A 21,962-nucleotide genomic window follows, 5' to 3' on the forward strand; every position below is an offset into this window, starting at 1 on the left:
CCTATGCTTCTTCAAAGGGCTAAAATTAAGTAAAATTTATGGAAATCGTGAGGGTTTGAGAATTTTTATAAAATTGAAATTCTAGGTTAAGTTGAATTTGTCAAATCGATTGAATGCCTGTTCCGAATATTCGGAATCGAGATTACTCCAAATCCGCTTCATTCAAAAAATCCCATTGATTAAGATTTTTATTTAATTTTCTCCCAATAATTTCTTGAAATCTTGCAGCTTCTATACCATAACCTTTTGGTTTTTTTGCTTCTAAATCATCAAAAGTAAGAATATGCCCTTTTGGCAATTCTTTATTAACAGCTAAAGATTTTTCAAAAATAGATTTCAGTACTACAAAATCGCTATTATCGTTTTTATTGATTGGATATTCGTTTGCTAAATAAATAGCATTACAATCATCTACCAATTGTTTTACCTCGTTTAGCGTAAGAGAAGACTTCGCATCGGGACCAAACATACGACGATCAAAAACGACATGAAACTCTAAAATTTCAGCACCTAAAGCTATTGCTGCTATATTAGTAGCAATCTTAGCAGAATGATCTGAAAAGCCAACAGAAACATGATAACGTTCTTTTAATTCTTGAATTACATTAAAACCATACTGCTGGGGTTGGGTTGGATAAGAGGTAGTACATTGTAAAATAGAAAAAGCAACTTTCTTATCTTGTAAAAAAGCAACTGTAGTATCTAATTCAGAAAAACTACTCATGCCTGAAGACAAAATCAAAGGCTTTTTTGTTTGAGCAATTTTCTCTATCAATAATAAATTGGAAACTTCACCAGAACCAATTTTATAATACTTTACTCCTATTTCTTCTAGCCAATCGACAGCCAAATTACTAAAGGGCGAGCATATAAAATCTAAACCTACAGCATCGCAATGTTGTTTAATTTCTTTCCATTGTTCCAAAGTAAACTCCATTCGTTTCCAATAATCAAAGCGAGTAGCATCTTCAAACGAAAATTTTACACGAAATGGTTCATATTTGCTACTTTCAGCCTCAGCAATATGCATTTGAAATTTCACAGCATGTACACCAGTTGTAGCTAACGCATCAATGTAAGAATGTAAAATTCCTAAGCTGCCTTCATGAGCTTGTCCTATTTCGGCAATGTAATAAGGAGTGTTTTCTATTTTCACGTTTGTTCTGTTTTAAACCAATATTTCTTATAACAAAAATCATTAATTAAGATTACAAAAACTATTTTTTAAATAAGCATTTCCTAAATAAGATTTTAAATCGTCTCTATCCAGTTCTTTTAAATCATGACTCTTCCATTTTTGATAAAGCGTTTCAATATGTGAATATAACTTTAATTCATCATCTGCTTCTGACCAATAGGAATAATTAGCCCCTAATAATCGTTTTGTTTCACTATAATATGGACTTAAAAGTAAAATAGGTCTATTTGCACTAACACAATGCGGAAACTTACCTGGTAAAAATGGACTTATTTCGGATTTAGACTCTAAAATAATATTAACCGATACTTGTTCTTGCAATGCCATAATTTCTTTGAAAGGAAAATTTCGACACGCTGCTACTAAAGTTGGAATTTGCTTTTCTAATTCTAATAAATCTTTTTCATGAAACATAGCCGGTCCAACAAACAATAATTGGGAATCATTTTTTGCTTCGGGATAATCTATTAAAAACTTACGATAAGCATTAATTAGAGGTAATGGATTTCGTTGTTCTAATAAATTACCTGCATGAAGTAAGGTAAATTTAGTAGCGTCAAAAAAAGTGGGCAAAGCAACATTTTCTGTATTTAACTCACTTATTTGGTGAGGAATTATAATTCCTGTTTTTAAAAAATCTTTAAAATAACTTCCCATCCATTCTTTTAATAATTGGCTAGGAAAAGCACTATATCGTGCTTTTTGAGATACGGCTCTAAAAAACTTTTCTTTTTGAGCATACCCAGGCTGAATCCAATTAAAAGGTCTTGGGTAATAATGAAACGGAAATGGATCATGCACGTAAGCCATCCATTTATCATGAAGTTCTGACAATTTTAATAAAGCATAATGAGGTCGAAAACTGGCTCCTTTACTTAATGTTAGTACCAAATCGGGTTGAAAATCTTTTTGTTTTTTTACTTCAGAGGCAATGCTGTTAGTATCGTTGAAAAATGTAAAAGAAAATCCAAACCAACTTTCTAAATAAGGGTTCAAATTAATTTTAGTCCATCTTGTAAATAAACGCTCTGTTCTGCTTAATAAATAGAGAAAATTCCATTTTTTTTCTGGAATAGAAATGCAAGGAATCGAATCTAATTGAATTTCCTTTCTCGTATAATGATATACTTGCATATCAAAACCACAAGAAGCTAAATTCTGAATTAAAGCCACATTAGCTTTCGAACCACTACTATCATTTACATCAATAGATTCAACAACTACTAAAATTCTCATCTTCAAGTTATATTTGGGATATAAAATTACAAATTCGTTCCGAAGCTTTTCCATCTCCATAAGGATTATGCGCTTTACTTCTAATTTGATATTGATTTGCGTCTTGCAACAAATGCAAACAAGCAGAAACTATAGCTGATGTATTTGTACCAACCAATTCAACTGTTCCTGCTGCAACAGCTTCCGGACGTTCTGTTGTGTCTCGCATTACTAATACAGGTTTTCCTAAAGAAGGTGCTTCTTCTTGTACACCTCCAGAATCGGTTAAAATAAAATGAGCTTGTTGCATCAAAAATAAAAAAGCGGGATAATCTACTGGTGGTATCAAATGAACATTAGCAATATTACCTAATATACGATTAACCGGCTCTTGTACATTCGGATTTAAATGAACAGGATAAATAATCTGAACTTCTTCACTTGTTGTAGCAATTTCTTTTATGGCCAAACATAGATTTTCAAATCCTGATCCAAAATTTTCTCTGCGATGACCTGTAATTAATATTATTTTTTTAGAAGCATTCAACACCTCCTTTACCATTTCTAAATCAGCACAAGTATAACCCATTTCTAATTTAGAAACCCCTAACTGTAAAGCATCTATAACAGTATTACCTGTTACAACTATATTTTCTTTTAAAATTTTTTCTAGGATAAGATTTTCTGAGGCCCATGAAGTGGGTGCAAAATGATAATCGGCAATTCTACTCGTAATTTGCCTGTTAAGTTCTTCAGGAAAAGGAGATAGCTTGTTATACGTTCTTAAGCCAGCTTCTACATGTCCTACTTTTATACCTTTATGGAAAGCCGCTAACGCAACCATAGAAGAAGTGGTAGTATCTCCATGAACCAAAACCACATTAGGTTGAAATTCTTCTAAAACACCGTCCATAGCGGAAAGAATACGTGAACTTAATTGATTTAAACTTTGTCCTTTTTTCATTAAATCTAAATCAAAATCAGGTCGTATTTCAAAAAAATCCAATACCTGATCTAGCATTTCTCTATGTTGGGCTGTAACGCAAACTTTTACTTCAAAAGGAGTCTTTTGTAATTCATGATACAAGGGAGCCATTTTGATAGCTTCGGGGCGAGTGCCAAAACAAAGTAAGATTTTCATTTGTCTGATTTATTTATTTTTAAAGGTCAAATGTAATATTCATAAATATTACCTACTATTAAAAAAAACATGAATATTTCATGAAAGCATTTTTTTCTTAAGGCTGTAAAGATATAATCTTACCGGCAAAAACGTATAAAATAAATACCATTTTAATTTTCCAATAAAGGATAATTTAGACGTTTCTAATATAGCTGAAAATAATTTATACTCTTTATAATCCAAGGCAATTTGAATAAAATGACGAAGTATTTTACTTGTCAACAACTGTTTTTCTTCCATATTGGCAATGACTAATAAGATGGCATCATTATTAGATTTTTTCCGAATTGGATTATCTGAATAAAACTCAGCTGTATTAGAATTTGGATGTTTTCTATTGAAATACAGTACGTTTTCAATTATAATACCTTCAAATCCTTCTGAGAGAATTCGGGAATAACACTCCCACTCTTCTGCATAAAGTAATTCTTCTCTAAATCGAATAGTTGCAAAACATTTTTTGTGCCATAAAACCGTACATGATGCCAATCCTATTTGATGTGTAATTACATCATACAAAAAAGCAACATTTAACTTTTGTTGGATTTTAGGCTCCTTAAATGAGAATTCTGGAATATTTTTTTCAAATGCTTTTTTTTGATAATGACAAAAAGCCACTTGTTCATTTTCAATAACAGACAAACTAATCTTTAAATTATCTGGATGAATGATATCGTCATCATCAAAGAAAATAATACTATCGCCTTTTGCTAAATCCAAGCCATAATTTCTGCAACCGGGCAATCCTTTTAAATAAGTATTAGGACGCTTTAAAAATTGGAATCGGTTATCTTGTTCTAGTATGGGAGTAAGAACTTCTTTGGTATTATCAGTACCACCATCATCAATAATGATACACTCCCAATCCGTAAAGGTTTGTTGTTGAATAGAATGTAGCGTTTCTACAATAAAATGAGCTCTATTGTAGGTAGCCATTATGATGGTTACTTTTGGATTCATTTGAAAAATGATTTTATTACACGGATTGGTTTCAAAATAAATGTTCCCAATTGATAATCGATACTCTTAAAAATTTTATTTTTTTGTTTTTCTTCTTTTTCTATTTCATCGAACAAATTAGACACATAAGTATCAATATGTTGTGAAAAAACTACTCTGTTTTTGGTATAAATATACTTAAGTAATTCCGCTTTTACCTTATTAGCTCTTGTAGTTGTAGAATTAGCTCTAACTCTATAGTTTAAGTACGGTTTTGGAATAACTGCTGTAATTCCTCCATGAGCTAGCAATCGAATGTAAAACTCCCAATCTTCAAATCCTTTTCTCATTGTTTCGTCATAACAATTTACAGATAACGCATCAGGTTTTCGAAACATTGCACTTCCTGTGGCTCCATTTTTAATTACAAAAGTAGCAATATCACCACCTGAAGGAACAAATATATCTATTGTTTTGCTATCTGTAAATCTTCTTAAATGCGAAGTCACAATTTTAACCTCATCGGAATTTTGTAATATGGCAATAGCTTCTTCACAAAAAGAGGCTTCAAAATAATCATCACTATCTAAGACCAATATAAAATCACCATTTGCAGCTTTAATTCCTACGTTTCTGGCTGTACTTTGCCCTTGATTTTCTTGCGTGATTAACTTTGTTATCTTGAGTTGTAGTTTCTTTAAAACGGCTTTCGTTTCTGCATTTGAACCATCATCTACTATAATCACCTCAGTGTTTGGATACGTTTGGCCCAAGGCAGATTGCACTGATTGCTCAATATATTGAACATCATTATAACATGGAATTACAATAGAAACTAGCGGATTAGAATTCATTTATTTGTTTTTATAAAGTACTTCCCATTTGCTTTCAACAAAAGTTAAGGAATATGTTTCATTAATAAATTTTTGAGTATTTAAACTCATATCTTTTAAACGATTAGTATCATTATATAATTTTTCTATTCTAGACACTACTTCATCAACATTATATTCTTCACAAACAAATCCAGTTACACCTTCATGAATTGTATATTTAACACCGCCTGAATCAAAAGCAATTACAGGCAAACCACAACTTTGAGCCTCAAGAGTTGCTAGTCCTTGTGTTTCTCTTCTTCCATCTGGAAGTGCAACTGCAGTAAGTAAGTACAAATCATGATTCCAAAACAATTCTCTAATTTCGTTTTGATTTTTTTTCCCTAATAGAAACACCTGATTTTGTAATCCAAGAATTTCAATTTGCTCTTCTAACTTTTTTAATTCTTCACCTTCGCCAACAATAGTAAATTCAACAGGAACTCCTTTTTTAATTAATTTTTTAACAATGTCTATTCCGTAACGATGACCTTTTACAGGATCTAATCGACCAACTGTAATTAGTTTTAACTTTTCTTTTTCAAATACCCTATCTTCTATGGGTTTAAAAAAAGTAGTATCAACTCCAACTGGAACAATTGACAATTTTTCATCTGGACAATTAATTTTTAATAATTGATCAGCTAAATATGGAGTGTTAGCTGTTATTAGGTTTGCATAAGTAAACAAATTGTTATAATATCCGTTATTAGGTATAAAACCATTTATGGGAAAAAAAGCATCATGACCATGAAAAGTTACAATAAGTGATGGTTTATAGAATCCGGTGGATTTTAGTAAATCAAGTGGATTTTTATTAGTTCCATACTGAACATGAAAAATATTTTTTTTATCATTAAACTCTTGATAGAATACCCATTGAAAAAGTGAAGACAGACTAAATCCTTTTTGTGTTTTTAAAAAAGAAATAATACTTGTTAAAGAATTAATATTTGAAACTAATAAAACAAACCATTGAATTAATCTAATAAACTTATTTTTTGGAATTTTATAATTCTCTTCAACAATCTTATCAATAAGATTATGAGTTTCAAAAACATCTTTATATAAACCCAAATTTGATGTAATAAATTTATTTACAAGAATTTTTACATCATAGCCTAAATTTAAAGCACATGTAATTTGTGCTACAATAAATGTTTCTGAAGTTAGAGGAAAATCAGCTATTTTAAAAATTATTGTTTTTTTATTCATTATAAAAAATCTTAATAGCTTTTTTTACAAATAGCTGTATACGTAATCTAAACATTTTTAGTCGATGCCAAATATTTTGCTTAGTAAAAAACCAATTATATTCATCTAATATGTTTTTATCTTTTATGTTTTTTAATAAATATTCCTTAGCATTTTCAACATAACTTGTTGTTGCATATTTTTTTGAGTTGATTTTTATATAAGAATCAATTAAAACCCAACTTAAAATAGAATGCCTACATTTTTCTGATGACGAAAAAGTACTTGTATTATCAGTTAACAATCCATATCGATAATAAACCATACCTTCATTTGCATGCACTACTTTATTTGCATTTAATAAAACCCTTGTAAAAAATTCACCATCTTGATTAATCAATAACGACTCATTCCAATAACCACTTTTTAAGATTAAATTTTTATGAATCAAATATACATGAGGCGGAAAAAAAGTGTTAGAATTACCAAAATCGAAAATCAGTTCTAATCCAGAATCATAATTTTTATTGATTTCCTTTTCTTTAGGTTTTACATTAATTAAGGTATCTTTAAAATAATTCCATTTTGAAGTAACAACAACATTCTTAAAATCAGAAGTAAAAGAAATTGTTTTTATTTGAGAATCTAGCAAATCATCTGATATCAAATCATCTGAATCTAGCCACTTTACATATTCACCTTTACTAATTTCAAATCCAAAATTTCTACAAGCATTTGCTCCTTTTATTTTCGTTTCAGGCCGCTTATGATACTGAAATCTAGCATCACTTTTTACATAATCTGCTACTATAGATGCTGTATCATCAGTTGAACCATCATCTACAACAATACACTCCCAGTTGGTATAAGTCTGATCCAGTACACTTTTTAATGTCTCACTAATCAAATTAGCACGATTATAAGTAGGAATTATTATGGAAACTAGAGGATTAAACATAAAGCTTTGTTTTACTAAAATATTGAAATTAAGAAACAATAAGTGTTTCAAAATCAGACGCTAACTCATTTTCAAAAAGAGCTTTATTTTTTTGGATTTTTTCATTAGACCAATTCCACCATTGTAAATCTTGTAATTTAGTGATGGTTGACTCGTCAAAACGATATCCTATAACTTTTGCGGGTGTTCCTGCAACTATACTAAAAGGTGGGACATCTTTATTTACTACAGAATTTGCTGCTACTACTGCTCCATTATGGATAGTTACACCACCTAATATTACACAGTGAGAACCAATCCAAACATCATTTTCAATTACCACATCTCCTTTAGATACTTTTTCATTTTCCCATTTTTCTTTGAAAAAATTTTGACCTATAAAATAAGAAGTAGCTTTTTTATGATTGTGATTATACGTTTGTATGGAAACATTTCTAGCAATAGAACAAAAATTACCAATAGACACATTCCCTTTGACCGCCATTATATCTAAATTTGGTCCCCATAGTGAAGTAAACTTACCCAAACTAATGTTTCCCTCTAAATGACAATGGTTTAATTTACAATTTTCGTTGGCACTAAAATCTCCTATTATTTTAACAGTATCTATAAATGAATTAGGACCAATAAGACACTTTTCTTTTAAATCGGATTGAATAACTTTAGTATTTTCTTCAATAGTTACCTGTCCTCCAATAAAAGAACCAATAATACATACATTAGATTTCAAAACAGCATTTTTACCTATAGTATTACTAGCACTTATAGCTCTTTTTAGATAATTGATTAATTTATGTTTTAAAACCAGCATATTATGAAAACAAATTAGATGTAATTGGTGTATCAAATATAGTATTATTTTCAGGTTCTTCAAGCGCTGCAAGGTAGTTTTTAAATTTCAGTTCAAAATTTTCTAACAGATAGTGTATATAAACCGCTTGTTGTTTTGCCAGCAATTCTGGGAATGATGTGAGGCCAATTTCATTAATAAGCACTGTTTTTAAACCAAAATAAACAGCTTCAAGAGCTGTTCCTGAAGAATGAGTAACATGCAATTTGGCATTTGCTAACAATTGAGGCAATGGATCTTGAGTTGCCTCTTTAATATTGACTTTATCTATCAGATTTTCTTTTTTTAATAACGAAATAATAGCTTCCATTTCATGAAATTGTCTAGGATGCAAACGAATGAACCAAACTTCTTTACCAGAACGAATACATTCTAACAGTTGAGGCGTAAACAATTGATCTAAAGTAATAGGATTGGGTTGTAAACTATATAAAATAAAATCTTTATGCGGATACGATTTACTATTCTTTATCCAATAATCTAACCAAGGATTACCAATTATCTTTAGCTTATAATTGGTATTTTTATGCATCCATTTATTTAAAGCAATGGTGCTATTTTCATCCCAATTCCAAAAAACTCTTGGAAGCACATCATAGCCATTTTCTGGAATATTTGACCAGCTTCCATAACACAAGTGTATATCGGTATGAGGGCCGTGTTGCATTTCAACTGTTACAATTTTTGCCTGATTAGCAGCAACCAATAAGGCATAATTAAATTCGGAATAATAACATAAGAAATGAATTTGTTTTGGCTGTATTTTTTTTAATAGGGTTTTGAAAAAGGTGATTTTTGGTAAAAAAAGATGGATTGCCCAATATTCTAAATTTGATACATCGTTATTCCCAATAAAATCTTTGGTTATTTCATTTTGAGTCAAAAAACTCTTGAATTCAACAAATCCATTCCACTTAAAAATGGCTTTATTATTTTTTGATGGATTCAAATATTGGTAACCTTTATAAAAAGGCTCATAAAAATATATAGCCTCTGAATGGTATTGATTATTAATTATTTGACTTCCATATTCCAAATACAAAGCTTGGTCTTGAATGCCGTGTTGCTCAATAAGCACATCAAAAAAACGATTGAAACGCGAATTGTTATGAGTAACTCGATGAAGATCACCACCTAAAAAAACATAATCCTTTTTTGGTAAGTTTTTTTTCCAAAGTAAATAATGTATAATTTCATTAAGTTTTTGTAATTTTCGTTTAAAACGATAAAGTAAATTACGAATAAGTGATTTTTTTTGAGGCGATATATTTGTCTTATTTTGTGGAGCTTTACCTTCAAATTCCACTTTATTAATAAGATAAAAAAAGAGTTTTATTCTAATTATAGGCCATAAATGTATACCATTAACCTGCCATTCATTAACAGAAAAATCTTGCTCTATTTGAACAATAAAATCTTTTATATCAACTCTATTTTGCATTATTTTTTAGCTAGAATAGATTCAATATAATCTATTCCTAAAATAGTTTCTACAAATTCACGAAAAGCACCTTCACCTCCATTTTTTGAAGTTACAAAATCTACTCTTTTTTTAATGTAATCGCTTGCATTGTTAGGCGCAGCACTAATACCCGCTACATCTAAAAGAGAGAGATCTCCTATATCGTCACCAATGTAAGCTACATCATCTAAAGTAATTTGTAATTGCTCGCAAATAGATTTTGCTACAGAAAGTTTATCCTGAATGCCTTGATATAAAATAGTTATATTTAATTTATCGGCTCTTCTTTTAACAATTTCTGTATCTTCTCCTGTAATAATTCCTACAGGAATATTAGCACTATTACAAAAAAGAACTCCGGCGCTATCAGATGTATTAAATTTTTTCCATTCGTTTCCTGTTTGGTCATAATACATGCCACCATCAGTCCAAACGCCATCAATATCCGTTAAAACTAGTTTTGGTATTTTCATTTATACTATTTTTGAATTATTTGGATAACTTTTATCAACAAAAACGTTTGCTCCTACTACAGAATTTGATCCAATAAAAACATCTCCAACAATTATAGCTCCAGGATATATAATAACATTATCTCCTATTTTAGCCCTTCCTCCATTTTTTTCTCCTAATGTAACTGAATGGTGTAATAAAACATTATCACCTAATTCTGTTCTAGAACCAACAACAGTTCCTATTCCGTGATTAATTTTTAAAGCTTTTCCAATTTGAGCAGTGTAATATATTTCAATTCCTGTTAAGAAAAATCCAAGAGAAGAAAACTCTAAAGCATTTATTTCATCTCCTTTTAAAAATAAATTTCTAGAAACTCTATAAAAAAATGTTGCTAGTAATCCAGGAAAATATTTAATTTTATTAAAATCAAATTCATCACTATAGTATCTTTGATAATCATAAATAAAAAACTGTATCACATTATCCCATTCTTCAATGGTTAATGCATTACAATTTGGTGAGAAAATTGACTTCTCAGCCATAAAACGAATATTGACTTTTATTTCATTTATCATTACATCAAAAAATCTGTATAAATAACTTCATTCTCTGAAATAGTTTCTTTAACTATTTTTCCAATAACTTGATGACGTTCAGCCCATTTAAATCCATCTCCAGGCGATAACATATGTATGTCATCTTCAGTAATAATTGAACCTTTAGCTAATGTTCTTTTGGTAGCAATAGAACGCTCCAATTTTTCTTTAGCAACAGCAGTTTCTGGCACTATAAAAATATCTTCAACTCCCATGGATTGATCTAAAATTCTAATATCTCTTACCATTCGATAAACACCATCAGGACCTAAAGAACCTGCTTGGTCTGTTCCTTTCATACGTCTATCGAGTGTTATGTGTTTTTCTATGATTTTTGCTCCCATTGCAACTGCGGCAACAGGTGTTGAAATACCAATAGTATGATCAGAATATCCAATGACAAAATCCTTATAATTTTTCACTAAGTAAGGAATCGTATTTAAATTTACATTCTTAGGCTCAGTTGGATACTGTGAAACACAATGCAAAATAGAAAGATTTGAATGGTATTGAGTAATAACCGCTATAGCATCATCTAATTCTTTTTTACCTGCCATACCTGTTGAAACAATAATTGGAATTTTAGTTTCGGCTAAAGCTGCTAATAAAGGTAAATTTGTTAAATCTCTACTCGCGACTTTTAACTTATCAGGTGTAAAATAGCGTAAAATAGACAAACACCCAGTAGCACATAAAGTTTCAACAAAGTCTAACCCTTTTTCTTTGGCGTATGAATAAACTTCAAAATGTTCTTCATCGTTTAATTCTAATATTTCTCTATGTTCTCCATAGGTTTTTCCGAAAGAATGAGGAGAATCGTATAACCGTTCCATTTGCGACTTAGACAATTCTTGTTTCAAATCGCGCTTGGTTAATTTAACCGCATCCATTCCTTTTAAAACGTTACCAAATACTTCATCTTTGAATTCTCTTGAAGCTAAATCAATAATTACTTTGGCAAGTTCGACAGAACCATTGTGGTTTTGCCCTATTTCTCCAATAATATAGGTCATTGTATGGAAATTTTTTTTCTGATTATATATTCCTTATTATTAAAAGCATCTAAATAATCTTTCAATTTGATACTATTTCCTTGCGGTAATTTAATTTCTTTAGTGTCATCTACTTTTTCAATAGTATCTAAATTTATTAAAATATCTTTTAAAGTAAACTCTTGAAATTTTTTATTTTCAATTTTATCAAGAACTAATTTACATCTATCATAATCTTCTTGTAAATCAACTGATAAATTTACTAAATGATTATTATTACTAATATCTAAATCGATACTACCCATTCTTATATTTTCATCTTTAAGCACATACCATGTTAAATATTCTGAAAATTCAGTTGTTTCAAGATTTAAATATAATTTCCACAAATAGCTTGTTGAAAAAAGCTCCGCACCAACACCAAAAGGCACATTATTAACCTTAACGTAATCTAGATTGTTTTCTGTTAATAAATCAACCATTTGCTCCATTAAGTAAGGATCTGTAAATGGATTATCGCCAGTTACTCTAAAAATTGCACTTGCCTCTTCATTATATGCCAATGTTAACATTCTATCTATTACAGAAACAGCATCACCTTTAAAAGCAGGGAAACCATTTTTAACAAAAAGATCATACAACGGCTCATCTTCTGTTAAATTTGAAGTTGCTAAAATTGTTCTAAACTTATTTGATTTTGATATTCTGTTATATAAATCAACAATAAGCTCGTTTTCATAAAAAGGCATCAAAACTTTTTGTTTTAATCTCTGAGATTTTAATCTAGCGATTAAAGCTACTACAACATTGTCTTTTTTAAATGACTTTATTGCATTTTCAATATAGTATTCTCCCTGATTTGCCCTTTTTAAAGTATTCTCGTTTGGTAATACTTTTTTATACATTATATTTCTATACTTATGTTCATTTTTCATAGGATGCTTTATTCCGTTTCCTAATGACAAAGTATAATGTTTAATTGCATTTACCATAATGGCAAACTCATGAGGATATAAAGAAACCTGATAATCAAAATTTCTATTATTCCTAGAAGTTGTTATATGCTTTTCTATATAGGCACAACCCTTAGCTAAAATCATTAAAGGTATATTAACAGTATCCAAAGAATGGTCTGCAAAACCAGTTGATAAACCAAACCTTTTATTAAAAGTATCTAAAACATTAAGATTAAAATCTTCAATTTCTGTTGGATAATTACTATACCCAGTAAATAATGCTTCAATTTTATGTTTACCTAATATATTAATGGCAAACTCAACTTCAAACATAGTAGCGCACTGTGTCTCAAGTATAACTTTTACATCAATTTTATCTGCAATTAATTGCAATAAAGGTTTGTTTGTAATATCTGTAGCGTGTAACTTAAGCAACCTAAAACCATAGTTATAACACATTTCTAAAGAAGCCTCTTCTAATACACACGGTATAACCTCAATTTCATTTACTTTACAAAAATCGAATAAGGTTAACCATTGCAATTCTGTAAATTCGGTATCTTTATAAAGTTGGTTTTTTTCGTAATCTGTAACGCAAAATTGATTTACATTCATTACTTGAACTGTAAAATAATCTGCACCGGCTTTTTTTGATTCTAATGCCAGATTAATTAGTTCATCAAAACTTCCATTATGATTAAATGCACTTTCTGCTATAATTTTCATATTAAATCAATTTAATTGATGCTTCCTGAATAAATCCTTTTGGTCTATTCAAAATTCCTGATTTCCAATAATCCCCTCTTATTACTGAAACAACACAAGCATCTGATAGATAATCGATAACTTCATGTGGTGTATTAAAAGCAAGCTTTTCACTAATCATATAAGTTAATGAATAATTTCCTTCTCTAAATTGAAGTTTTGGAATATGTAGTTCTATTTTACCTTTCTCCGCAATTTCAGAAAATTGAGTACCTAATTCATCTGTTGCAATAGTAGTAACCAATTCATCATTATCGTTTTTGAATTGAACAACAACAGTTAATTGTTTTGGATCAATATATTTTGATTTAGTATAATCAAAACAAATACAATATTCTTCTCCTGAATGTAATTCTGCTACTCTGATGCCTTCTTTATTTTCAACATAAATAGCATTAACCAAAAGCTTTTTATTTCCTTTTCTATCTTCCCTTTCCATTACGGGTTTTAAAGCGGTTTTATAGGCATCATCTAAATAATAGTTTATGGCATCTTCGCTATTTCCGTTAAAAACTACCCTTCCATGCTCTAAAACAATCCCTTTCGTACACAAGCTCTTCACTGCCGCCATATTATGACTCACAAACAATACCGTTCTTCCTTCCCCTTTACTTACGTCGTTCATCTTACCCAAGCATTTCTTTTGGAACTCGACATCGCCTACTGCCAATACTTCGTCTACGATTAAAATCTCCGATTCTAAATGAGCAGCTACGGCAAATGCCAAACGCACGTACATTCCTGAAGAATATCGCTTCACTGGCGTATCTATGTAACGCTCAACACCAGAAAAAGCAATGATTTCATCTAACTTTCGGGTGATTTCATGCTTGCGCATGCCCAAAATAGCTCCATTTAAATAAATATTTTCTCTCCCTGTCATCTCAGGATGAAAACCCGTACCTACTTCTAACAAAGAAGCAATTCTTCCTTTAGTATAGATTTTACCCGTTGTAGGTTGTGTCACCTGACTTAATATTTTTAATAAAGTAGATTTACCAGCACCATTACGACCAATAATCCCTACAGAGTCACCTTGATTAATTTCAAAATTGATGTCGCGTAAACTCCAAACATAATCGCTTTCGCCTTTACTAGCTCTGTCATTCGCTTCCCCAATTTTTAAAAAAGGATCTTCCTTCCCACGCAGATTATACCACCAACGCTTCATATCATCTTTCACGGTTCCCGTTCCCACGAGTCCAAGACGATATTGTTTGGAAATATTTTCTGCTTTTATTACTACTTTACTCATTATTTATTCAACATTCGTTAATCAAAATTCAACACAAAAAAACCTGAAACCTGAAACTCGTTTAAGTAAAACGACTCTGTGTAGCTCTATTCAACATTACCCACTTCAAAAAACCTCCGTGAATCTCTGTGCAAAAAAATCAACATTCAACATTCGTTAATCATCACTCAATATTAAAATTACCCCGCTACACCCCTAAAGTCCCCTCAAGGGGACAATTCATTCTAAGATTTTTTTACTTTAACTCATTTCAATTAGAAAATCCGTATCCACCAGCTAAATCAGAATCATCTGCGTTCCAAAAAATTCAACATTCGAAAACCTGAAACTTGAAACCCACTAAACCGTATCCATAAACGTCTTCTGTGTCTTATTAAACACCAAAACTCCAATTGCTAAAATAAATACTGAAAATAGCGATGGATAAACTAAATCTGAAATTGTAAACTCTCCCACTCCTAAATACGCAAATCGCATGTAATTAAACAATCCTACCAACGGATTTAAATTTACTACCCAGGAATAATTAACTGGAACCGAAGAACTAGGATATATTACAGGAGTAGCATACATAAACAATTGTACACCAAATCCAATCAACTGATTCAAATCTTTATATTTTGTGGTCATCGAAGACAATATCAAACCAATTCCCATGGAAATCAAAGCCATTAATACAATTATGATTGGAGTTAAAAATATCCAACTATTAGGCTGAATTTTATTTTGAATATAAAAATAACTTACAAAACCAATAAATAACAGAAACTGAACCCCAAACTTCATTAAATTGGAGATTACTATGGTAAGAGGCATAATCAATCTAGGAAAATAAACTTTTCCAAAAATACCTGCATTTGCATTAAATACACCCGAAACACTTGTTAAACATGTGGAAAAATAATTCCACAATGTAATCCCTGCCATGTAAAAAACCAACTTAGGAGCTCCATCTGTTGAAAGTTGAGCTACGTTTCCAAAAATGATAGTAAACGTAAAAGTAGTTAATAAAGGCTGAATAAAAAACCACAAAGGACCTAATATAGTCTGTTTGTATACTGTAACAAAATCCCTTCGCACAAACAGGACTAATAAATCCCTATAGTGCCAAAGTTCTTTCAGATTAATATCCAAAAGAGAATGTTTAGATTCAATAACCGAATCCCAATGCTCAATTGTTGTGTTTTTTTTATTCATTAATTCCTATTAATAGTTAAGTCTATTTTAAACAAAACCTAGCGCTCAAAATTAAACTTTTTTAACAGAAGCACAAATCTTTATTTAACAAACTCTGTTTTGTGAATTTAAAAATCAAAAATAAAGTTTAAATCTTAATCTAAATTAAAATGAAATAACTGAAACTTCGGTCCAAAACTTCACACTCTGTGACTGTGCAAAAAAACTTTGTGAACATTTTGCATCCATTATGTATTTTAAGGCAAACTCCTCTAAAAAACAGAAACACCCCCTTAAATCTTAGTGAAAATTGCAATATCTCAACTACACTCATTGTAAAAACTTCGTGAAAATTATACCTTTCCTTGTGTCCTTAGTGGTTAAACATTTAAAAACAAAGTAAAACGTCTTATTTCATAAAAACTAAAAATAAAATGTATAAAATATTTATTAAATCCCATTAAGCGACGTAAAACGAATAAAAAAACTAATTAATTTTACACAAAAATTTATTCTTCATGGCAAAAGTAATCGCACCTTTCGAGATTGTAGGAACAATTGACAACTTAAATTTTTACAAAGCTTCAGAACAAAATCTAGTTAGAGAAAAAGGAAATTCTGGAATTTCAAAAGAACAATTCGCTAACAATCCCATTTTTAACCCAATCAGAGAACACGGAACAGAATTTGGAAGCTGTGTTATCAAATCAAGAATTTTTAGATTATTAGCAAAACAATTCTATGACAAAGCTAAAGAAGTATCATTCGCAGGAAGAGTAAACCAATTACTTTTCGAAATTTTAGAAGAAGATACAACAAACAAAAGAGGAGAAAGAAAACTTGAAATCGGAATCCAAACTCCAGAACTAGATGAAATACTCGTGAATTTTGAAGGCAACAGATTGAGACCCTTACAAAAAATACTTAAGAAAAAAATCAATTTCGATTGGACAAAAAACAACATTGAACGTACAACTATTGAGATAGAAAAAGACATTATATAGCCAGAACCAGAAGCAAATCAAATACATTTTCAATTGGCAATTGCCAATTGGAACTATGAAGAAGATAAATTTGAAAACAAATACAGTAATGAAATTATAATTGAAAAAACAAATGAAAAAATAGACATAACATTCATATTAGACAAACTACAAACAAAAAATTTGTGGATAGCTTACCTCTTTATTGGATTTTCAAATAAAGAGAGAAGAAAAACTAAACTACTTCATAAAAAATGGAATACAGCCACCATTATTGGAATTAAAAATTTTCAATAATGAACTCTTTGAGGTAATTAATTTTAATCATAAACTGCATAAACTCTATTTATTAAACAAATTAAGCATCAGATATGTTTTATTACAACAATAATATCGTAATTTTGAAGCGTATTGCTAACTAATAAATTAAGGTATGTTTTGGATTTCTAAGAAGAAAGTTTTCTGGAAAGACTTGTGGGAAAATGGTTTTATTGATATTCACAACCATCTCTTGTGGGGAATTGATGACGGTTCTAAATCGTTAGAAGAAACAAGAATACTTTGCAACGCGATGCAAGAATTAGGCATTACAGAAGCTATTGCTACTCCTCACACCTATCCTGGGCAATGGAACAACACCACTTCTGATATAAAATTAGCGTATTCCAATTACATCCAAAACAATAATGACAAATTTATAAAAGGCGTTTCGAGCGAATACCTTGCAGAAAGTTATTTAGAAAATTGGGCAGAAGAAAACAACCTACTTTCCTTGCCAGGAAAATTCTTGTTAATAGAATTTTCAATGTTATTTGCTCCAACAGAGCGAGTAATGGAAACGCTTTTTCAACTAAAATTAAAAGGATTTAAATTAATTTTAGCACATCCTGAACGTTATTTATATTGGAAAAATAACATTTCAGCTTTTGAACGCTTAAAAACTTTTGATTTATATTTCCAAATGAACAGTCTATCCCTTCTTGGTTATTATGGACCGGAAGTAAAAAAACTAAGCCATGAGTTACTCGATTTAGAAATGTATAATTTTTTAGGCACTGACACCCATAGAATAGATCACTTAAAGTACACTAAGGATACACCATTACACATTAAGCCTAAAAACAAGACACAAATTGAAGAACTAATAAAGGCAAATCAACAATTTTATACAATTACTTTTTAATAATTTTTCGTATCAATTGCTTGAATTTTTGAAATCGAGTGGCTAGAACTGCATTAGCGCCATATCCATATCCATATCCATAATTATAATGATACGAATAGGCATATCCTTTACCATATCCTTCATTTTGTCCAATATTATTAAAAACAATAGAGGTATTACCTATTTTATTTTGCTTTTTTAAATTATTGATGTAAGGTAAAATTTGTTTATCAGTATAGTTGGCTTTGATTAAATAAAGAATAGCATCTGCATACTTAGTAATTATGGTGGTATCTGCCACTAACAAAGTAGGTGCCGTATCTACAATAACATAATCATAAACTCGCTTCAATTCTTCCAATACTTCCTCTAGTTTTCCATTCGATAAAATTTGAGTAGGATTGGGCGGTATATCACCCGAATAGATAATATCGATGGCGATATCATTTATAACTTCATGAGTAACACAATCGGTAAATTTAACTTCATTACTAATTAAAATATTAACCAAACCATGTTGCCCTTTTTTCGTTCGTAACGCCTTATGCAATTGGGGATTTCTCAAATCAGTCCCCACAAGTACAACTTTTTTTCCAAGTGAAGCGAGGGTTAAAGCTAAATTTGAAGCCACAAATGTCTTTCCCTCTCCTTTAATTGTAGAAGCCACAAAAATCATTGGACTTTTCTTGCTATTGATTGGAATAACAAAATTTAAATTAGCAACTAAAATTCGAAATGCCTCAGATAAAATAGAACGATCATTTTTATGAATAATTTTACCTCTATCTTCAATAAATGGAATTTCTGATAAAATAGGAATACCATCAAGCCCAACTTCAATAGTTTCCTTTCGATGGATTTTAGTATCAAACAAATAATAAATAAAAATCAAAGCAAAGGGAATTAACAATCCTAACGAGATTCCTAATAAATAAGCAACACCTCGTTTAGGAGATAAGGGAGTAGTATTAGCGATGGCCTCATCAACAATTTTTATAGATGGATTAGTAATCGCTAAATTGATACTAGCTTCTTCTCTTTTTTGCAATAATAACAAATACAAGGTTTCTTTAATTTTTTGCTGGCGTTCTATAGCACGAATGGTCTTTTCTTGATACGGTATTGCAGCATATTGATTCTCTTGCAAAGTATTAATTTTATCAATATTCTGAATCTTAGAGGCTAGTACTTTTTGATACGCTTGTAGAGAAAACTGAATAGAAATTTTTAAATTATTTTGAACGTTAATAAACTTTGCTACACTAGGATGGTTAGCCCCCCCATTAGTAATTACTCTTTGTGCTTCTAGAACAACCTCATTATATTGTTTTACCAACTCATTTACTCGCATTTCCTCTAACCCTATATTAGTAGGCAATAATTCATTATTCTTTACTTCTTTTAAAGCAGCAATGATAATATCACTCAAAACCGATTGAGTTTTTGCTAATTCATACTCAGAAAGTGAAGCTGTTTTAGTAGCCAATAAAGTCCCAGCATCACCTTCAAGAAAAGAAAGCTTTTCATTTCTTTTATAATTGGCCTTATTCAACTCAATACTATCCAACTCTCTGAATAAAAATTCAAATCGTGTATTGACAAAATCAATAGTTTTCTTAAAGATACGTTGTCGATCTTCTCGTCCGTCTCGATCAAAAACATCTGTCAAGGTATTTAAAATGGCATTATTTTTTTCAATTAACGGACCTTTTGTAGAGATCTCCAACAACTCACTTTCTTCACCTACTAAACTTACTTCAATTTTGCTTTTTAAACGAGATACTGCGTCATTTAAAGAAACTTTATGAACCTTGATGGTTTTAGATTTTTTATTTAGAACAATAGGCTTTAGAACTTGCATCGCAATTCCATCTATGTCATAAATGGTATTATATTCTCTTTTTTTGTTATCCTGGTTCCAATAATAGCCTAAATTATTGTAAGTAATTTGCCAAGATCCTTTAAATTTATTTATTTTCTCACCATCACCTAACCAAAGTATGGTTGGAATATTCTTCCCATATTCCTCAGCAATTCTAATATTTCCTTCCAAAAAATACTGATTGTAGAGCTGTAATTCATGAACAACCTTTTCCAGCAAACGATTCGATTTAATGATTTCCTTTTCATTCTCGATATTAATCTTACTGCGCATAAAAAAATTCACCCCACCCGTAGGCATTTTAAAATCGGAATTAGAATCATCTAGCAATTTAATAATGGTTTTAGACTGATACACATTATTTTGATACCTTAAATAGATATTTACACCAACTGAGGCAACAATAACACCTAATACAAACAAATACCAAAAGGGAAGATATTTAAAAATCTCACTTTTTAAATCAAACTGTTCTTGCTTATTTTCGTTAACTGATATGGGATCCATTTAAGAGAGATTAAAGGCGTTGTATTAGTATAAATGAGGACAAAAGAACTGAAATAGTGCCTAATAAAGTACCTGCATTCCCAATAATTCCTGCTGATTTAACTTTTGCCGTATTAGGAGCAACTATTATGACATCATTCGGCTTTATAAAATAATAAGGAGAACTCATCCAATTTTTCTTGGTTAAATCAATTTCCCCTATTAGTTGTTGATTATTTTCCAATCGTATAATTTTAATTCTTTTTCGTACCCCATTGATATTCAAATCACCTGCCAAACCTAAAGCTTGCAAAATAGTGAGGTTGTTCTCATAAAAAGTATAGGTTCCTGGAATACGTACTTCGCCTAAAATAGTCACTTTAGCATTTACGATACGACACACAACAATTGGATTTTTCAACAATTGCTTCGATTTTAAGGCCTCTTGGATTTTGGCTTCAACTTGGGTATAATTCAAACCTGTTACTTCAATCTCCCCCAACACAGGAATGTTAATTTTCCCTTCATTGGACACCAAATAACCCTGTAAAAGTAATTGAGTTCCTTGTGGACTTTGTTGCATTGAAGCTAAATTATATGGCATAGCCAATTCCATATCTTCAACAGTTATTTTTACACTTAAAATATCATTAGGTTGTACAACAACATCCGACCATTGAAAATTAGTATTTTCATTGGCTTTTAAATCATTTAAATAAAGTATGTCTTTTTTAGCTACACATGAAGAAAGCAACACCAGAATTCCCATTAATTGAAGTACAACTCCTCTTTTCATAAATTTTATTTTATTTACAAATATAGCGTAATTTAATAGAATCAAAAATATTTTTAAAGGAGAAGCAAAGGAATTGCAAGAGTGCTATATTTTAGGAATCATCTAATTAGATTTTTATTAAGCACGGTTTCATTTTAACATACGTTATATTGAGAAAGTCACAAAGAGTCCGATGTTTCGAACCAAAGGTTCGAATGTTGCACTTTTCATAGTTCATACAATCTTTTATGAACTTTTTATTTTCTATAACTCACTTCAAAAAACTTATATGACTTATATGTTTAATTTTTAGAATTGTTCTAGCATTGCACTATTCTTAATGCACACAAAACTAAACGCAGAGTTTGTCATACTGCTAAGCATTTATTTTATAATTGATTAATTCATTTTATGAATAAAGGCTTTAATTGAAGAAGTTATGGCGTTCTACTTTTTTTTGAGTTTCAGGACTTAATTTGTTATTGCAATTGAATTTATTATTGAAATTGTTATTGATTTTGATTTTGTTATTGATTTTGTAATTGAAATTGAACTTGTTATTGAAATTGATTTTGTTATTGAAATTGATTTTGTTATTGAA

20 protein-coding genes are annotated in these 21,962 nt (G+C 30.2%); 3 read left to right on the forward strand and 17 right to left on the reverse strand.

Translation table 11 applies throughout. The features are described from left to right. Positions 1-142: 142 nt before the first annotated feature. The 15 genes from GFJ99_RS04205 to GFJ99_RS04275 all read right to left on the reverse strand — a co-directional run bounded on the left by GFJ99_RS04205 (position 143) and on the right by GFJ99_RS04275 (position 16,091). On the reverse strand, positions 143-1,156 hold the full coding sequence (locus GFJ99_RS04205; protein ID WP_370454291.1) for an N-acetylneuraminate synthase family protein: 1,014 nt from the start codon (positions 1,154-1,156) through the stop codon (positions 143-145). Positions 1,157-1,198: 42 nt separating this feature from the next. Next, positions 1,199-2,434 carry a UDP-glycosyltransferase gene (locus GFJ99_RS04210; protein ID WP_238990071.1) on the reverse strand — a complete coding sequence of 412 codons (1,236 nt, stop codon included), beginning with the start codon at positions 2,432-2,434 and terminating at the stop codon, positions 1,199-1,201. Positions 2,435-2,441: 7 nt separating this feature from the next. After that, a complete protein-coding gene (wecB, locus tag GFJ99_RS04215) occupies positions 2,442-3,554 on the reverse strand; it encodes a non-hydrolyzing UDP-N-acetylglucosamine 2-epimerase (RefSeq protein WP_153207669.1) in 1,113 nt (370 codons plus the stop codon). Positions 3,555-3,632: 78 nt separating this feature from the next. Beyond that, positions 3,633-4,556, reverse strand: a complete 924-nt coding sequence (locus tag GFJ99_RS04220; RefSeq protein WP_153207670.1) for a glycosyltransferase family 2 protein — start codon at positions 4,554-4,556, stop codon at positions 3,633-3,635. Further along, positions 4,553-5,389: a glycosyltransferase gene (locus GFJ99_RS04225; protein WP_153207671.1), complete on the reverse strand. Its 837-nt coding sequence runs from the start codon at positions 5,387-5,389 to the stop codon at positions 4,553-4,555. The genes GFJ99_RS04220 and GFJ99_RS04225 overlap by 4 nt, the downstream gene beginning before the upstream one ends. Continuing rightward, entirely contained in the window at positions 5,390-6,625 is a 1,236-nt protein-coding gene (locus GFJ99_RS04230) for a glycosyltransferase family 4 protein (protein WP_153207672.1), read from the reverse strand. Next, entirely contained in the window at positions 6,618-7,562 is a 945-nt protein-coding gene (locus GFJ99_RS04235) for a glycosyltransferase family 2 protein (RefSeq protein ID WP_153207673.1), read from the reverse strand. The genes GFJ99_RS04230 and GFJ99_RS04235 overlap by 8 nt, the downstream gene beginning before the upstream one ends. Before the next feature lie 28 nt (positions 7,563-7,590). Continuing rightward, complete coding sequence (locus tag GFJ99_RS13730; RefSeq protein ID WP_153207674.1) at positions 7,591-8,373, reverse strand: CatB-related O-acetyltransferase; 783 nt, start codon at positions 8,371-8,373, stop codon at positions 7,591-7,593. 1 nt (position 8,374) lies between these two features. After that, a complete protein-coding gene (locus GFJ99_RS04245; RefSeq protein WP_153207675.1) occupies positions 8,375-9,853 on the reverse strand; it encodes a hypothetical protein in 1,479 nt (492 codons plus the stop codon). Further along, positions 9,853-10,347: an HAD family hydrolase gene (locus GFJ99_RS04250; protein ID WP_153207676.1), complete on the reverse strand. Its 495-nt coding sequence runs from the start codon at positions 10,345-10,347 to the stop codon at positions 9,853-9,855. Before GFJ99_RS04250 ends, GFJ99_RS04245 begins: the two co-directional genes overlap by 1 nt. Continuing rightward, positions 10,348-10,905 (reverse strand): serine O-acetyltransferase, encoded by a 558-nt coding sequence (locus GFJ99_RS04255; RefSeq protein ID WP_153207677.1) that lies wholly within the window; start codon positions 10,903-10,905, stop codon positions 10,348-10,350. Further along, a complete protein-coding gene (locus tag GFJ99_RS04260; protein ID WP_153207678.1) occupies positions 10,905-11,939 on the reverse strand; it encodes an N-acetylneuraminate synthase family protein in 1,035 nt (344 codons plus the stop codon). Before GFJ99_RS04260 ends, GFJ99_RS04255 begins: the two co-directional genes overlap by 1 nt. Further along, entirely contained in the window at positions 11,936-13,600 is a 1,665-nt protein-coding gene (locus tag GFJ99_RS04265; protein ID WP_153207679.1) for an N-acetylneuraminate synthase family protein, read from the reverse strand. Before GFJ99_RS04265 ends, GFJ99_RS04260 begins: the two co-directional genes overlap by 4 nt. Before the next feature lies 1 nt (position 13,601). Further along, positions 13,602-14,894 (reverse strand): ABC transporter ATP-binding protein, encoded by a 1,293-nt coding sequence (locus GFJ99_RS04270; protein ID WP_153207680.1) that lies wholly within the window; start codon positions 14,892-14,894, stop codon positions 13,602-13,604. A 339-nt stretch (positions 14,895-15,233) separates the two neighbouring features. After that, the gene (locus GFJ99_RS04275) at positions 15,234-16,091 is read right to left on the reverse strand and encodes an ABC transporter permease (RefSeq protein ID WP_153207681.1); all 858 of its coding nucleotides are present in this window, start codon (positions 16,089-16,091) and stop codon (positions 15,234-15,236) included. Positions 16,092-16,588: 497 nt separating this feature from the next. On the opposite strand from GFJ99_RS04275, the gene GFJ99_RS04280 reads away from it, so the two are divergent. The 3 genes from GFJ99_RS04280 (at position 16,589) to GFJ99_RS04290 (ending at position 18,236) form a co-directional block, all read left to right on the forward strand. After that, positions 16,589-17,074 (forward strand): hypothetical protein, encoded by a 486-nt coding sequence (locus GFJ99_RS04280; RefSeq protein WP_153207682.1) that lies wholly within the window; start codon positions 16,589-16,591, stop codon positions 17,072-17,074. A 33-nt stretch (positions 17,075-17,107) separates the two neighbouring features. Further along, positions 17,108-17,350, forward strand: coding sequence for a hypothetical protein (locus GFJ99_RS04285; protein WP_153207683.1), 243 nt, complete (start codon positions 17,108-17,110; stop codon positions 17,348-17,350). 136 nt (positions 17,351-17,486) lie between these two features. Beyond that, positions 17,487-18,236: a tyrosine-protein phosphatase gene (locus GFJ99_RS04290; protein WP_153207684.1), complete on the forward strand. Its 750-nt coding sequence runs from the start codon at positions 17,487-17,489 to the stop codon at positions 18,234-18,236. On the opposite strand, the gene GFJ99_RS04295 is transcribed toward GFJ99_RS04290, so the two are convergent. Together GFJ99_RS04295 and GFJ99_RS04300 are read right to left on the reverse strand one after the other, a co-directional pair. Beyond that, on the reverse strand, positions 18,226-20,607 hold the full coding sequence (locus tag GFJ99_RS04295; RefSeq protein WP_153207685.1) for a polysaccharide biosynthesis tyrosine autokinase: 2,382 nt from the start codon (positions 20,605-20,607) through the stop codon (positions 18,226-18,228). The genes GFJ99_RS04290 and GFJ99_RS04295 overlap by 11 nt on opposite strands. Before the next feature lie 10 nt (positions 20,608-20,617). Continuing rightward, complete coding sequence (locus GFJ99_RS04300) at positions 20,618-21,382, reverse strand: polysaccharide biosynthesis/export family protein (RefSeq protein ID WP_153207686.1); 765 nt, start codon at positions 21,380-21,382, stop codon at positions 20,618-20,620. Between the last annotated feature and the right edge of the window lie 580 nt (positions 21,383-21,962).

Source organism: Flavobacterium sp. LMO6, from assembly GCF_009495795.1.
In the GTDB taxonomy this organism is placed as follows: domain Bacteria; phylum Bacteroidota; class Bacteroidia; order Flavobacteriales; family Flavobacteriaceae; genus Flavobacterium.